Origin of the sequence: Nitrobacter sp. NHB1, assembly GCF_036964665.1 — a bacterium.
Lineage (GTDB): Bacteria > Pseudomonadota > Alphaproteobacteria > Rhizobiales > Xanthobacteraceae > Nitrobacter.
This window is the reverse complement of sequence record NZ_JBAMDA010000001.1, coordinates 438,011-453,164: the sequence shown is the minus strand read 5'-3', so window position 1 is coordinate 453,164 and position 15,154 is coordinate 438,011. Positions and strand designations below refer to the sequence as shown.

Genomic DNA, 15,154 nt, shown 5'->3' with positions numbered 1-15,154 from the left:
GTTGCTGCGCCGTGCGCATCCTCAAGCGCTTCATATCGTGCGCGAATAGACTCGCGAGATGAACGCCGCTGGAAATCTCGAACTCCTCGCCACCGACATCCGCGCCGGCAATCGCGCGGCGCTGGCGCGCGCCATCACCCTGATCGAAAGCCGCCGCGCCGATCACCAGTCAACAGCGCGCGAGCTGGTGCAGGCGCTGCTGCCCGCGACCGGCAACGCTATCCGCGTCGGCATCACCGGCGCGCCCGGCGTCGGCAAGTCCACCACCATCGATGCGCTCGGCATGTTCTTGATCGAGCGCGGCCACAGGGTCGCGGTGCTGGCGGTGGACCCGTCCTCGGTGCGCAGCGGCGGCTCGATCCTCGGCGACAAGACGCGGATGGCGCGGCTGTCGGCGGCGGAGGCGGCCTATATCCGACCCTCGCCCGCCGCCGGCACGCTCGGCGGCGTCGCGGCCAGGACTCGCGAGGCGATGCTGTTGTGCGAGGCGGCGGGGTTCGACGTGGTGCTGGTGGAGACGGTCGGCACCGGGCAGTCCGAGACCGCGGTCTGCGACATGACGGATTTCTTCCTCGCCTTGATGCTGCCCGGCGCCGGCGACGAATTGCAGGGCATCAAGAAGGGCATTGTCGAACTCGCCGATATGATCGCTGTCAACAAGGCCGACGGCGACAATATCGAGCGCGCCAACCGGGCGGCGGCGGAATATCGCAGCGCGCTGCGTATTCTCAACCCCCGTTCCGAGCACTGGCATCCGCCGGTGCTGACCTACTCCGGGCTGACCGGATCAGGCATCGACACGCTCTGGCAAAAGGTGCTCGATCATCGCGCGGCGATGAATGCGTCGGGCGAATTTGCACAGCGGCGCAGCCAGCAGCAGGTGAAGTGGATGTGGTCGATGTTCGAGGATCGCTTCAAGGCGCGCCTGCGCGGCGACGCCGCGATCCGCGCCAAAGTGAAGGCGACCGAGGCCGCGGTCGCCGACGGCCGGGTCACGCCAGCGCTGGCGGCGGACCAGATCGCGGAGTTGCTGCGATGAATTTTCTTCCCGCTCCCCTTGTGGGGTTAAGGCAGGACGCTATCCGGTCGCTTCATTCGCTAATTACCGCCGACGCTGCCAGAACGGTTGATCCGGCCAGCGGGGCTGAATGCCATAGTAGAAGTCTCGTTGCGACAGGTACGCTTGCCAGAGTTGGCGCTGCTGCTCATCGTATTGCTGGACGTATGCATTGCGGCCGTCCAATCCCGTCGTGCCTTGCGGACAGTCTGTCAACGCGTAATGGATCATGTGTCCGGCGTGGCTGGCCGTCCTGAGCGCCTTATCGATGCCTTGCGACGACAGCGGATCATAGGCTTGCGCCGCATCGCCCACCGCCATCCAGGCGTCACCGCAGAAGTCGCGTAAGCGCTGGCTGTTGGCCGGTGCGCCGCGGATTGTCCCGCAAGGATGATAGCCCCTGGCTCTGAGCAATGGCGCGATATGCGTGGAGCCGTCCAGCAACCGCTCGAAGCCTTGCCGATACGCGGCCAGTCTCGCCGCCGGCAGGTCCTTGTCGGTGTGCCAAACCACCAGCCGCCTGGTTTCATCGCCTTCGGTGCCCGGCAAGCGGTTGCTGTACCACCAGCCCTGCGGCGCGGCCTCGATCCGGGTATAGCGGTCATCATCGCCACTGGTGCAGGAAAACCATTGCGCATAGGCGAACAACCGGTCGTCGTTGGGGACGGTCGCGACACCGAGGGACCTGGCCACGACGGCCTGCCTCCCGGAACAGTCGACAAGATAACGGGCGCGATGCTGCCGCGTCCCCGTGCCTGAGCTGAGCGTTAGCTGCCAATTGAAAGAACCGTCAGCGATACGCGCGCAAGACTGGAAGCCGACACCCCTGAGCAAGGTCGCACCAGCCGCGACCGCATTGGTGCGCAGGGCTTCATCGAAAGCCAATCGATCGACGCACAGGCCGTGGCCGGTCGACGTGAAGAAAAAGTCCGTGGTATCGGCCTGCTCGGTCGCCCATAGCGAGACATTGCCGGCGGTACTGAAAAGGCCCGGAAGTTGCTGTTCCGGACCTTCAGTATCTCCCAGGAAGTGTTTGACCAGACCGATCGAGGCCGGCGGCAAGGATTCGCCCAGCTTGAAGCTGGGGGATCCGCGTTTCTCCACCAACAGCACACGCTGGCCGTACCTGGCCAGCGTGATGGCGGTTGCGGCGCCCGCAGGTCCGGAGCCGACAATGACGACGTCCCATGTTGTACTGGTCCGGTCGAGCGGCGGCGTCGATGGCACGAACTATTTGCTCTTGTTATTGCTCTTGGCGGGCTTGGCCGGCGGGCGGTTCAACGCCGGATCGCGCTCCTGTTCGGCGAACACGGTCTCGCCGTTGTCTTTCAGGTAGCTGCCGTCCTCATTCTTGACGGGCAGCACCATCCCCAGTTTTGACCAGGCATAGACCATCTGATGGTAACCATCGGTGGACGATAGCGGTTCGCCGTGTTCGTCGTAGCCGCGGAACCATTCCTTGTGGGTTCTGGTCCGGTTCTTCCTGTCGTATTCGAAAACGACATCCGGCCGCTGTGTCGGCCACCATAATATGTCGCACGACCAGAAGTCGCCCTGCCACGGGCTCGACATAAAGGCCGCGACCGAGCCGGGCTCGATGCCTTTGTTGACGCGAAACGCCTCGGCGAAATTTTCCCGATAGATAATCAGATACGGGAATTCGATGCCGGGGTGGAAACCGCCGCCGATCGTGGGTTCAAGCGCCGAGCTGTCCAGTGCATGCGGCTGCTCAGCCAGCGGCAAAGTCTCGATGGCGACGGGCTTTGGTGGCACACCGACTTCGAAGTTTCCGTCCGCCCATTCCTTCATGTGATTAAGTTGCCAGTCGGTCAGGCTCAGGAACTGATCCGGGAAACTGACGCCCAATTGCTTATTTTGCGCTGGCTTGCCCCCCGTGCCCCACAGCTTGGGCATCTTGGAGTCTTCCTCGTCGCGCTTGAATTCGTCGTTCTTCCAACTGGTCGGGCGCTCCGGCGGCGGCGGCATCAGCGTATCGACCAGCCGTCCCCGCTTTCCGGGCGCATGTCGCATCAGGCCGTAGATCATCTGCCGTGTCGCCTTGCTGGTCTCGCCCGGATCGGTGAAAGCGGCCATGTACTCGTTGTTGAGCAAGTTGCCCGGCTGCTTCGGACCATGGGCGCGATCCTTGGTTTCAGGCGTAACGCCCCCCGCCGCCGCGTTCACCCAACTGTAGTTAACCGCCTTGGCGAAGATCGGATAGACATCGCGGTAGAAATTCGTCTTCTGCTTGGCGTACGGGTAAGACTCAGGAAAAGCCTCGTAAACGCGATCCAGAATGGACACCACATGGTACATGTAGGGTGAAAACTTCGGTGGCGCGGTGACGATCCATGCCCCCGCACGCGGATTGCGCGTACCTTCGTCCGTTGCCGATTTCACGTTGTCGCGCGTACTCAAGACAGTGCCGTCCTTGAGCGTGACCGTGACGTCGATTTCACCCCCGCAGGTGTCGTCCCACCACCCCGGAATGTTGAAATAGGCAAACTGGTTCGTCAGCGGATTTTTGCCGTCCTCCGGACCGTTCGGAGGGGTCATTGTTTCACTCGGGTTCGACAACACCACTTTGGGTGTCGTGACGCTTTCGCCTTTTCCCGGCGCCGGAACGAACAGCAGGCGGTCCTTGGGATCGAGGCGAAGCTGCCCGAGTTCGATATTCTTGGCGGCTTTATAAGTGACCTCAACTTCTTTCGACGGATCCTTCGGCGTGAAACCCTCGAAACGCAATTCGCCCGGCAACGTCCCTTTCTCAATGCCTCCGAAAACGTCACCCTTCATGACGACCGGTCCGGCCTGCCCGGAGGCGATCGTATGCACACCGGGATCGATGATGAGCTGGTCACGTTCGATCGGCTTCTTGCCGGGCTGGATGGACGGGTTTCGCAACTTGTCCGGATCGAACAAATACGCACCCTCAAATGCATAATTCGCCGCTTTCATGTTCCTGACATGAACTCGCCAGCGAATGGATTGGACCTGATCCGAATCCGACGTGAGTTCCGCGACGACCTTGTCATCGGCATCGTAGGCATACACCCGATATCGCTGCGCCTGGCGCTTCAACCGTGCCCCGCTGTCGCGGTAGGTTCCACCGTTCGGCCCCGGTCCATCGCTACCGCCCGGATCGACCACAACCCCGGGCGCTTCGGGGCCGATGTAAAACTCGTCACTGTTCCCCAGGCGGGCAATGCCGATACCGGGGTGGATGCGAATGCTCTTGATGGTGTCGGACACGGCGCATCCCCTCTACAAATAGCTGGTTTTAACTCGACACTGAAAGAACACCTCAGCCATCGTTATCCAGGTGCTCTCACACCATAGAGATCGACAATCTGCTGGAGGACGATGCGAGGCCCGGGTTGCCCAGAGAGGACCCAACGATCTTCCAGTCCAGCAAGTCTGCAGAGGCGACCGTGTACCGGTTGCCAAAATGTTCGATGTCGGCGTGGGTTAGTCCGTCTGATCGGGCATGAGCCCGCACCGAAAAGCCACCGCCGAAGCTGGCCTTGATCGATTTCTCGATGTGCAAATCGTCGATGTGCAAATCGGCACCTGACGCCGGCGCATCGTTCGCGTTCCCGCCTGTCGCAGCGATGGCGATGCCCGGCAGCAACAGGACAGAGGCCGCTGCGCACTTGACGAAATCTCTACGCTTGATGTCCATGGTCCGCCGCCCCTTGGTTCCTGCGCCTCTTCACACAAATTATCTTATCGTAAACCGCGGATAGTCAAGACAGGGACTCGGACTCGGGACAATATCTCCCGGCGGATTTGATCCAACCTCTATCTCCAACTTATATCAATACGACGGTGCTTCCAAAATCGCTGTTTGGTTCGACGCTTCAAGACCAAGTTTATGCTCGCGCGCCGCTTTGCCGTCGTCGAGACCGCCAAACGACGCATCCCAGGGCAAGCCGCGATGACCTTGCCCCTTGAAAGCAGCGTCCCCCGACCGCCAATACCGCTGCAGTAATCTGTCGTTCACGGCAGTCCTTCGGATGATCTCTGTATCCAGTTCAACCTTTACAAAGCTTGCGTCGCGATCGTTGATCGCGCTACGTTGGCTACGTCGATCCGAGGAACACAATGCAGACTGATAGACAGAAGATTTTGGAAGCCCTGCGCGAAAAACCGCTGAAGGTTTTCGAGGTTATGAAGAGGGTCAACATTCGAAATCAAGACGACTGCCAGTCGCTCCTGTTGAAGATGCGCGACGACGGCGCGGTGCGCTTCGATATTCACAAGGGGGTTTGGCGGCTTGCCCCCGTCTAAGGCCGGCTATCGCTCAGACCCGGTCGTCCTGCATTACTATTCGCAGTTGCGAGCGCTAGTCGTTTTTAATGCGCTACTATGCGGCAACCGCACGGCGTAATCGCCCATCCGGTTTTCGCTGAGCAGCAGGATGATGGGACTCCCTGACCCCGATCACCATGACCGGCAATCTCCGCATTCTCGTCACCGGCTTCGGCCCCTTCCCCGGCGCGCCGTTCAATCCGACCATACCGCTGGTCGAGCGACTCACGAGGCTGCGTCGCCCCGCGCTGGATGATGTCGCGATCGCAACCCACATCTTCGATGTCGCTTACGCGACGGTGGATCGCGAACTGCCGCAACTTCTTGCAACGCATCGTCCACACGCGCTGCTGATGTTCGGCCTCGCGGCGCGCACACCCTGGCTGCGGATCGAGACCCGCGCGCGCAACGCGGTGACGACGATCTGGCCGGACCTCGATGGGACGCGGGTGGGCAAGGGATCGATCGCGGGCACGGCGGACGCGCGCGCCTTCGGACCGCATGTCTTCAGGCTGCTGCGCGCGGCGCGGACGACCGGCATCGACGCGCGCGCCTCGCGCGACGCCGGTAGCTATCTCTGCAATTACCTGTGCTGGCGCGCCATCGAGGCCACGTATCATCATGCGGGACCGCGCTTCGCCGCGTTCATCCATGTTCCGCCGCTGAGGCGCGACGGCTCGGCCCGCGTCCCCGGCGGCCTCACGCTGGAACATCTCGTCGATGCCGGCGAGGCCATGCTGCTGGAGACGGTGAAAGCGGCACGGCAGGCAAGCCATTCATTGTGATGGCCATCCCTGCCCGGCGGTGGACAGCCATGTCCGAAACGGGCATTGTGCAGCGCAACAGCGGCATCGATGGGGCTGCGTATCGATCTTCCGGGATAAGTCGATGACCGACGCCAGTGTGGACGGGTGGGTGTCACGAGCCCATCAGCCGAGGGGGTTTCCCGAATTCGTCGCCATCGTCGCTTGCATCATGGCGCTGAACCCGATCGCGACCGACATGATGCTGCCGGCGATGCCGGACGTCGGCGTCGCCTACGGGATCGCCAATCCCAATCACGTCCAGGCCGTGATTTCGGTGTATCTGGCCGGCTTCGGCGCCGGCCAGTTCATCATGGGGCCGCTGTCGGACCGCTTCGGCCGCCGCCCGATCCTGATCGGCGGGATGCTGGTCTATAGCGCCGCAGGCCTTTTGTCGGTGATCGCGCCCTCGTTTGAAACGATGCTGCTGGCGCGTCTGCTGCAGGGCATCGGAAGCTCGGCCGCCCGCGTCATCGCCACCTCGATCGTGCGCGACTGCTACACCGGACGGCGGATGGCGAGCGTGATGTCGCTGGCGATGATGATCTTTATCTCAGTCCCCGTCCTTGCGCCGTCGCTCGGCCAGGCGATTCTGCTGTTCGCGGCGTGGCGCGGCATCTTCGTGGTGCTGACGGTCTACGGTCTGCTTGCCCTGCTGTGGTGCGCGATCCGGCTGCCGGAAACCCTTCCCGAGGCGGGACGCAAGCCGCTGACCGCCACGAGCGTCTTCGACGCGTTCCGCCAGACCGTCACCAACCGGCAGACCATCGGCTACGCGCTCGCCGGCGGCGGCATCCAGAGCGTGCTGTTCGCCTACGTGTTCTGCTCGCAGCAGATCTTCACCGGGATTTACGGCCTCGGCGACTATTTTCCGCTTGCCTTCGCCGCCATCGCCATCGGCATCGCCGCCGCGGGTTTCCTGAACTCGCGCATCGTCGGCCGGTTCGGGATGCGGGTGATTTCACACGGCGCGTTGACAGGATCGGTGGTGATCGCGGCGCTCACGCTGCTCGCGGCGTGGCAGGGGTGGCTGTCGTTTCCGGTCTACATGCTGCTGGCGATCGGCACCATGTTCGCGTTCGGGCTGATGTTCTCGAACTTCACCGCGCTCGCGATGGAGCCGCAGGGCCATATCGCCGGAACCGCCTCGTCGTTGTTCGGCTCGATCACCACGCTGATCGGCAGCGGCGTCGGAGCGCTGATCGGGCAGGACTTCAACGGCACCATGCTGCCGTTCACGACCGGCGCTTTCCTTTGCACGCTGGTCTCGCTCGCCATCGTGCTCGTGGTCGAGCGCGGGCGGCTGTTCGTGTCGCATAATCCGGTGGTCCAGACGCCACCTCGTTAACCCTGTCGCCAACAATCGTCCGCGTCCGGCGCCGCCGCCCCGGCGTCATCCCGGTTTTTCGCGTTACACCCTGACGGGAAGCGTTTTGCCTCGCGCACAGGACCCGCGCAACCAATGGATATCCGCCGCCGCCATATCCTCGGAGCTTCCGCCGCCGGCATCGCCGGCGCGCTGGCGATGCCGTCTGACGCCGCCCGCGCAGCCCCGCTGACATCGACACTCGGACGCGACGCCACCCATTACGGGGTACGGCCGAATTCACCCGACGACCAGACCCGCGCGCTGCAACGGGCGATCGACGAGGCGGCCCGCGCCAACGCTCCGCTCGCGCTGCCTCCCGGCGTCTACCGCACGGGACCGCTGCACCTCACCAAAGGCTCGCAACTCATCGGCGTGCGCGGCGCGACCACGCTGATCTTCACCGGCGGTGCTTCGCTGTTGTCGACTGAGGGCGCCGACCACATCGGGCTTGGCAATCTCACCCTCGACGGCGGCGGAATCCCCCTGCCCGAACGGCGCGGCCTCATCCATTGCCTTGGCGGGCGCGATCTCCGGATTCTGGGTTGCGAGATCACCGGCAGCGGCCGCAGCGCCATCTGGCTCGAAAATATCGCGGGCGAGATCAGCGGCAACGTCATCGAGAAAACCGCGACCACCGCCATTGTCTCGTTCGACGCGCTCGGGCTGACGGTCGCGCGCAACACCATTCTGGAGACAAACGACAACGGCATCGAGATCCTGCGCACCGCAATCGGCGACGACGGCTCGATCGTCACCGGCAACCGGATCGAGACCGTCAAAGCCGGCCCCGGCGGCTCCGGCCAGCACGGCAATGCCATCAACGCGTTTCGCGCCGGCAACGTCATCGTCAGCGGCAACCGCATCAGCGATTGCGATTACTCCGCCGTGCGCGGCAACTCGGCGTCGAATATCCAGATCACCGGCAACAGCGTCAGCGGCGTACGCGAGGTGGCGCTGTATTCCGAGTTCGCCTTCGAGGGCGCCGTGATCGCCAACAACACCGTGGATGGCGCGGCGGTCGGCGTCTCGGTCTGCAATTTCAACGATGGCGGCCGGCTCGCGGTCGTCCAGGGCAACATCATCCGCAATCTCCTGCCGAAGCGTCCGATCGGCACCGCACCCGACGACGACGCCGGCATCGGCATCTATGTCGAGGCCGATACATCCGTTACCGGCAACGTCATCGAGAACGCGCCGTCGTTCGGCATCATAGCCGGCTGGGGCAAATATCTCCGCGATGTCGCGATCACGGGCAACGTGATCCGCAAAAGTTTCATCGGCATCGGCGTCTCGGTGGCGGACGGCGCCGGCACCGCGCTGGTCAACAGCAACATGATTTCGGATACGCCGCGCGGCGCGGTAGTCGGGCTCGACCACGCCAGGCCCGTGACGCCGGACCTCGCCGCCAATGGCGCTGCGAAATACGCGCAGGTCGCGATCGGCGCCAACGCGGTCCGCTGAAACCAACGCATGACCGGTTGAGGTTGAAAGCCCATCACCAGAGGATCGGCCCGCCCGCCGTCAGGATACGATTTCGCGCCAACCGATCCAGCCGGTGTAAAAGCCGACACACACGATCAGAGCCGCCGACACGTAGGGCGCGCGATGGGCAAAACGCGTGAAGCCGGACCAGTGACGCTCGACGTGACGGATGCCGAGCGCGGCCACCACGCCGGCCGACACCATGGTGGCCGCGAGGCCGATCCCGAAGCAAAGCACCAGCGCGAAGCCGAGACTGAACTGCTTGAGTTGAATACAGAGCAGCAACACGGTGATGGCCGCCGGGCACGGGATCAATCCGCCGGTCAAGCCGAAGAGAACGATCTGCGCGGTCGTGACCGTGCGCCCCGCGAAGCGCTTGCGGATGTCGGCTGCATGTGCGCGCGCATGTGCGTCGTCTTCCTCTCCAAGATCCATGTGCGCGTGGTCATGCTCCTCGAAAACCAACTCGGCCGTGTTCCCGCCGACTATCACATGAGCCTTGAACGCGTGGGGCTCCGGAATTTCATCGACGCTTTCCAGATAATCTCGCTCGCCGACGAACCGGAAGGCTTGCCTTGAACCATCCGACCGGATCGTCGTCACTGCGACTTCGGCGACGGCGGGAACGGCAGCGTTCTCGCTTCGAATTCTCCAGCGTGGGGGTACGCCTTCCTCGAAGATTTCGAGCGACAGCAGATTTCCGTCCAACTCGACTTGTTGCGCGTGGGCGTGGGCGTGATCGTGTTCCAGGTTCTGCTCGCGCCAGGTGCGCCAGACCATCCACGCCGCGATGCCGAAGATGATGACGGCAGATGCCACTTGCAGATAAGCCTCGCTATGCCCTCCAGACCATTGCCGGCCGAAGTGGAGTCCGGCGAGAGCGACGACCCAGACGATTGCCGTGTGCGAGGCCGCGGCCGACAGCCCCAGCAGCACCGCCTGCGGGACAGTACCCCGTATAGCGATGATGAACGCCGCCATCATGGTCTTGGAATGTCCCGGCTCCAGTCCGTGGAGTCCGCCGAGCAGGATCGCGCTGGGCGCGAACAGCCATGCGTGCGTGCTGCTCTGTTGCAGCAATTGAGCCAGATCGGTCATTCAGTTCACTTCAGATACGTTCGAACGACGTCAATGAGGTCTGCGGCGCCCTTCGCCTTCTCCGGGTCTTTTTCCTGGGCCGGATTCACGACGTGATGGCGGATATGATCCTCGATCAGTTCCGAGGTCAGGCCGCTGACGGCACCTCGAACCGAAGCCACCAGCATCAGGACATCCGCGCACCCGATCTCGGATTCGAGGGCACGCTCGACCGCCTCCAGTTGCCCCTTGATGCGACGGACCCTGCCGATGAGCTTCGATTTCTCTTTGATCGTATGCGACATGCCAATAGCATAGGGGGATACCCTATATTGGTCAACGGCGATCCTCAGCAACCGATGGGAGAGCGGGATGTCCGGCTGCAACCGGCCCCGACTTCGAGTCGTTCGGGATTGCCTCGCTCGGCGCAAAATCGGCGATGACAATTCGCCGCAAACTCACAACGCCGATTTAATTGATGAATGGCTCGGACGCACCGGGCGGAAGCCGCCGCTACAGCGTGTTGTACCGCAGCATCGGATAGCGCTCGCGGAAAGCCCGCGGGTCGGGCGCGATCCCGGTTGCCCATTCGGCAACCGATGCCGTTTCCTCGTCGGCCGGCGCATCGTCGTTCGCCTCGACCAACATATCCTCCGGCGATGACATGATCGACGCCAGCGCGGCATGCACGGCCGCGGTGCCCAGCGTCCGGGCCGGCGATTGCCCGACCTCGTCCTGCATGTCCTGCGTCGTGGGCGAGGCTGCCGCTGGCTGATCGTGCTCTGCCCCGTCGATCGCCCGATCGTCCGGCGTCGCCTCGCGCCGCGCCAGCACGCGCCAGGTTTCGACAGCGGCCTTCGCCTCGCGGAGGTTTTCCATGAAGGCGTGCTCCGAATGGTAGCGTCGCCAGCGGCCGCTTTCATAAAGCTCGATGAGATGATTGAGCCGCTGCTCGGCGATGCGGCACCAGCGCTCGAGGATGTCCTGAGCGTAGTCCTGAATGTACTTTCGGGCGTGGGTGGCGTCGTTTCGTTGGGTCATGGGACAGTCCGCAAGGAGGAGAACGGACGCAGACGCAACCAACGAATCATGCAGCGCTTGCCGGATATTCTGTGGAAAACCTCGGCGAAGTCCAGCACTTTGTGGCACGAGTATGACGCCGTCCATCGGGCATTCCACTGATGCGGTTATCCCGACGATCCACAGTCGGGATGGGATCGCTGAAAATGAAAAGACCCGCCCGGGGGGACAACCGGGCGGGTCAAGCCATATTGGCGCTGGGGTGGATGGGCGCTCGCGCCTGATATAGCTTTGGGGAGTTTTGGCTCCCACATTCATTCTGTCGTCGAGGCTCCGGAAAACGTTCAAGGCGGCTCGGATTTTTTTAACGATCTGGAAAGACTGATTATTTCGAAGCCGTACTCGCCGGCGGCTGCGGTTCGCTCAAAGGCCCTGCCTCGCCGGTCGTTGCAGCGGCAGTATTGGGCGCGGCGGACGGCGGCGTCGGATCCGACAGGGTCATGACCGGCACCGTTCCGGCCGCGGCCGGGACCGCACCGTCGGGGACAGCCTGCACGGCGCCATATGCATCCGCCTCCCCGGCACCGAACAGATCGTCGCGGCCCGGCGCGCCGAGGTCGCGCGCGCTGGTCGTCAGGATGGTGCGGACGTCGGCTGGCTCAAGCGCAGGGTTGCGCTCCAGGATCAGCGCCGCGAGACCGCTGACATAGGCTGCAGAGAACGAGGTGCCCGACGTCATCTGATATTTGCCGCCTGGCGCGGGGAGGAAGATATCGACGCCGGGAGCCGCGACCGCAATGTGGCTGCCGCGATTGGATGCGGCGAACAGATGGTCGTCGATATCGGTCGCGCTGACCGCGATCACGTCGGCGTCGGCGGCCGGATAGAGCGGTGGCGACTTCGGCCCGGCATTGCCGCTCGCGGCCACCATGACGATGCCCTTCGCCGCGGCGGCGGCAACGCCGCGAGAGACCAGCGCATCCTTCGGGCCGGCAAAACTCATATTGATGATCTGCGCACCATGCGTCGCCGCGTAGTCGAGACTCCTGAGGATCGTGAACGAGGTGCTCTCGGCCACGCCCTGCGTGACGCCGAAAGCGCGGATCGCGAGGATCTTGGCGGAGGGCGCGCTCCCCATCAGCCGCGCATGAGCGACGATCGCGCCGGCGATGCCGGTGCCGTGCACATGCGGACCGTCCTTGCTGTCGAGCGCGTCGAAACTCCCGGCAATCGAACCGGCGAGTTCGGGATGACTGGCGTCGATTGCGGAATCGATCACTGCGACAACGACGCCTTTGCCGTGCGCCAGCGTATGCGCTTCCGGCAACCGCAGCTTTGCCAGCGCATATTGCGCGGGATCGCCCTCAGCGACGGCAGCCGCCGTCTTCTGGTCCTGCAGGACGTAACGGAAATTCGGCTGCGCCGAACGCACGGCGGCATCGGCGCGCAGTTCGGCCTGGACCTGCACGACCGGCCGGCGGCCAACGATGCGAAACAGGCTGACGGTGCTGCCGGTCAGCGGAAAACTCTGCGAGGCGACGCGTTCGAGCCGGTGCCGCCGCGCCAGCGCGGCGAGTTCGGCATCCGGCATCGCGGCGGTTTCGGCAACGATCTCGCCGGGCAGATAGTTGCGCGTCGCAGCAGCCTGCCCCGCATTGCGGCGAGGTCCGCTGTTCTGATTCTGCGGCGGCGGACCATTGCCTCCGAGATTAGCAACGAACGGACGGCCGTTGCATTTGCCGCTCGTCGCGCCGTCGCCGCGCGCGCAAACCGGATAAATGTTGGGCGCGTAGCGAACATAGGACATGCCTGACGTGGTGACCGCGGTGATCGGCTTCCGCGGTTTCCGTTCGCGGACAACCGTCTTGCGGCGCGGGCGACGCGATGGCCGGCTCTCCACCGGACCATCATTGCGCTCGATGGCACGGTAAGGAGCTTCGATATAAGGAGCTCCATAGGGAGCTTCGAGCACGCCGAGCGGCAGGCCATAGCCCCTCCCCATGCCGCGATGGCCCCAGCCCGGCCGGTAGCCCCCATGCATCCCGCCGCGCCTAGCCATCCCCGTCCTGCCGCCGTGTGGCGACATCATCGGGGCGCGCCCTTGCGTACGGAAGCCCGAAGAGCCCCTGTGTCCTTGCATATAGCCTTGCGCGTGCGCCGACGGAGCATCGAAGCCTGCGAGCCAGCACAGACCCGTCAAGGCTGCGAGCACGGCGCTCCATTTCGTTATGCTAGCCAGGCACTGACGCATCGCGCGATCCTCCATCGTCGGCACTCCTTGAGGACTCCGGGACACCCACGCGGCACGTCCTGCGGAACGTTCTACTGGGCAGGAACCGCCAGGTTGACGATCTTCTCGCTCTGAAGCTTATTCATCAGGCTCGCGACCTCCGGACCCGATGTGGGCTTACCCTCGAAACGCAACTGGAACAGGCCGTTTCTGGACGCCGAAACAATGGTTGCATGGTAGGCGTCAAGCAATGCGCTGATATCGGACATGTGCGCGTCCGGCGCGAACCGCACCAGCGCCTGCGGTCCCGATTCCGCGGTCATTCCGCGGGTCGACGGCGTGTTCTGCGCACGATGAGACGCGGTCTGGAACGAATGGCCGCCATCGTCCTTCGCCAGCATCGCGGCGATCACGCCAGCCTGAAGCACCACCACCAGCGCGCCGACCACACCGGTCGCGGCCAGCGTGCGCGGCGACAACGCGGCAAAGAACTGCGAAATCCGCGCCGACAGGCCGCGCGACATCGGGGCACTTCGTGCCGGTTCGGCATCGATCGCGGCGAACAGCTTTTGCATCGCGCGCGCGGACGGCGCACCGAGGCTTTCATTAAGCGAAATGGTTTCGGCATACTCATCCCGGATCACCGCATACTGCTTCGCGAGGCCGGGATCGCGCGTGAGCGCCTCCTCGACCCGGCGCGTATCGCGCGCGCTCAACGTGCCGGCAGCATGCCACGGCAGCAGCGCCTCGACATCTCCGGGCTCGTCGTCCGCGACTTTTTTGTTCGTCGCCGTCATGGCCAACCTCGTTCTATGCCGGCTGCCTTCAGCAGACCGGCCAGTTTCTTGCGCGCATAGAACAGCCGCGTCTTCACCGTGTTCTCCGGGATCCCGACAATCTCGGCGACCTCTTCCACCGATTTCTCGTGGTAATAGACGAGATCGACGATTTCCCGGTGCTCCGCCGAAAGCTGCATCAGGCACATACGCAGCGCGTTCCCCGTATCCTTCTTCTGTACCGTCACCTCGGGATCGTCGGATTGATCCTCGATAGCATTGGCGGTCTCGTCGTCCAGTTCGGCATCCTTCCTGCGACGGAGCGCCGACAGGGCCTTGAAACGCGTGATTGCCAGCAGCCAGGTGGAGACGGCGGATCGACCTTCGAACTTGCCGGCCTGACGCCAGACATCGAGAAAAACCTCGTTGATCAGGTCTTCCGCAATTTGTTCGTTCCGCACGAGCCTCAATCCGAAACGAAAGACCCTGACGTGATGACGCCCGTACAACACCTGCATGGCAAGGCGGTCGCCTTGAGCGATCCGGGCGATCAGAGTCTCATCCGACGCCGCCTGTGCCGCACTCACTGGCCGTCTCGCAGAATTGGTCGGGGTTTCAGGACCGAAGGTTCGACTGGCAAGGCAAAATCTTTTCAAATTACAAACATCGGCCGTCGGGCGAAGGCAAAGTTGTGCCTGAATCGACGGAAAGGGCAAGCACCCTCGGGGGCACCCTGAAAGGTAGCACGATACGGGGTCGGCCAGGTTGCTAACCTGCACCCCGGCCGGACAAGCGGAAATTGCCGTGAAGAAAGAGTGTATTAACGATACTGCCGGCCATGCGCTGCGGCCAAAAGATACCAAACCTAAAGGCTTTCCCCGTAGATTCCCCGCCGCTTCGTCATCGACGGGCTGCTCCTGATCTAAGGTTACACCAGTACCATCCTAATCACGACTTCGTCCGCATTTACCGCGGGCACAATCGCAGATCGCGGCCGTGAACCAGAATGTCGCGGCTTCCTATGGGAGA

Annotated in this window: 14 protein-coding genes; 5 read left to right on the top strand and 9 right to left on the bottom strand. The window is 63.4% G+C overall.

What is annotated here, in order from left to right:
- Positions 1-58 precede the first annotated feature (58 nt).
- Entirely contained in the window at positions 59-1,039 is a 981-nt protein-coding gene (gene meaB / locus V4R08_RS02110; RefSeq protein WP_335577820.1) for a methylmalonyl Co-A mutase-associated GTPase MeaB, read from the top strand.
- Between the two features lie 63 nt (positions 1,040-1,102).
- On the opposite strand, the gene V4R08_RS02105 is transcribed toward meaB, so the two are convergent.
- From V4R08_RS02105 to V4R08_RS02095, 3 genes are all read right to left on the bottom strand, one after another.
- Positions 1,103-2,284, bottom strand: coding sequence for an FAD-dependent oxidoreductase (locus tag V4R08_RS02105; protein ID WP_335577819.1), 1,182 nt, complete (start codon positions 2,282-2,284; stop codon positions 1,103-1,105).
- 3 nt (positions 2,285-2,287) lie between these two features.
- Complete coding sequence (locus tag V4R08_RS02100) at positions 2,288-4,309, bottom strand: LodA/GoxA family CTQ-dependent oxidase (protein WP_335577818.1); 2,022 nt, start codon at positions 4,307-4,309, stop codon at positions 2,288-2,290.
- 76 nt (positions 4,310-4,385) lie between these two features.
- On the bottom strand, positions 4,386-4,739 hold the full coding sequence (locus V4R08_RS02095) for a twin-arginine translocation pathway signal protein (protein WP_335577817.1): 354 nt from the start codon (positions 4,737-4,739) through the stop codon (positions 4,386-4,388).
- A gap of 446 nt (positions 4,740-5,185) precedes the next feature.
- Between V4R08_RS02095 and V4R08_RS02090 the strand changes: the two genes are divergently transcribed.
- The 4 genes from V4R08_RS02090 (at position 5,186) to V4R08_RS02075 (ending at position 9,001) form a co-directional block, all read left to right on the top strand.
- Complete coding sequence (locus V4R08_RS02090) at positions 5,186-5,347, top strand: hypothetical protein (RefSeq protein ID WP_335577816.1); 162 nt, start codon at positions 5,186-5,188, stop codon at positions 5,345-5,347.
- A gap of 158 nt (positions 5,348-5,505) precedes the next feature.
- On the top strand, positions 5,506-6,153 hold the full coding sequence (locus tag V4R08_RS02085) for a pyroglutamyl-peptidase I (protein ID WP_335577815.1): 648 nt from the start codon (positions 5,506-5,508) through the stop codon (positions 6,151-6,153).
- Positions 6,154-6,256: 103 nt separating this feature from the next.
- Positions 6,257-7,519, top strand: a complete 1,263-nt coding sequence (locus tag V4R08_RS02080) for a multidrug effflux MFS transporter (RefSeq protein ID WP_335577814.1) — start codon at positions 6,257-6,259, stop codon at positions 7,517-7,519.
- 114 nt (positions 7,520-7,633) lie between these two features.
- Positions 7,634-9,001 (top strand): TIGR03808 family TAT-translocated repetitive protein, encoded by a 1,368-nt coding sequence (locus tag V4R08_RS02075; RefSeq protein WP_335577813.1) that lies wholly within the window; start codon positions 7,634-7,636, stop codon positions 8,999-9,001.
- Between the two features lie 60 nt (positions 9,002-9,061).
- Here V4R08_RS02075 and V4R08_RS02070 read toward each other — a convergent pair whose 3' ends face one another.
- The 6 genes from V4R08_RS02070 to V4R08_RS02045 all read right to left on the bottom strand — a co-directional run bounded on the left by V4R08_RS02070 (position 9,062) and on the right by V4R08_RS02045 (position 14,712).
- Positions 9,062-10,120, bottom strand: a complete 1,059-nt coding sequence (locus tag V4R08_RS02070; RefSeq protein WP_335577812.1) for a nickel/cobalt efflux transporter — start codon at positions 10,118-10,120, stop codon at positions 9,062-9,064.
- Between the two features lie 5 nt (positions 10,121-10,125).
- A complete protein-coding gene (locus V4R08_RS02065; protein ID WP_335577811.1) occupies positions 10,126-10,404 on the bottom strand; it encodes a metal/formaldehyde-sensitive transcriptional repressor in 279 nt (92 codons plus the stop codon).
- A gap of 208 nt (positions 10,405-10,612) precedes the next feature.
- The gene (locus V4R08_RS02060) at positions 10,613-11,140 is read right to left on the bottom strand and encodes a TIGR03809 family protein (RefSeq protein WP_335577810.1); all 528 of its coding nucleotides are present in this window, start codon (positions 11,138-11,140) and stop codon (positions 10,613-10,615) included.
- Positions 11,141-11,504: 364 nt separating this feature from the next.
- A complete protein-coding gene (locus V4R08_RS02055) occupies positions 11,505-13,370 on the bottom strand; it encodes a S8 family serine peptidase (protein WP_335580150.1) in 1,866 nt (621 codons plus the stop codon).
- Between the two features lie 71 nt (positions 13,371-13,441).
- Positions 13,442-14,146, bottom strand: coding sequence for a hypothetical protein (locus V4R08_RS02050; RefSeq protein ID WP_335577809.1), 705 nt, complete (start codon positions 14,144-14,146; stop codon positions 13,442-13,444).
- Positions 14,143-14,712: a sigma-70 family RNA polymerase sigma factor gene (locus V4R08_RS02045; protein ID WP_335577808.1), complete on the bottom strand. Its 570-nt coding sequence runs from the start codon at positions 14,710-14,712 to the stop codon at positions 14,143-14,145. The genes V4R08_RS02050 and V4R08_RS02045 overlap by 4 nt, the downstream gene beginning before the upstream one ends.
- Positions 14,713-15,154: the final 442 nt, after the last annotated feature.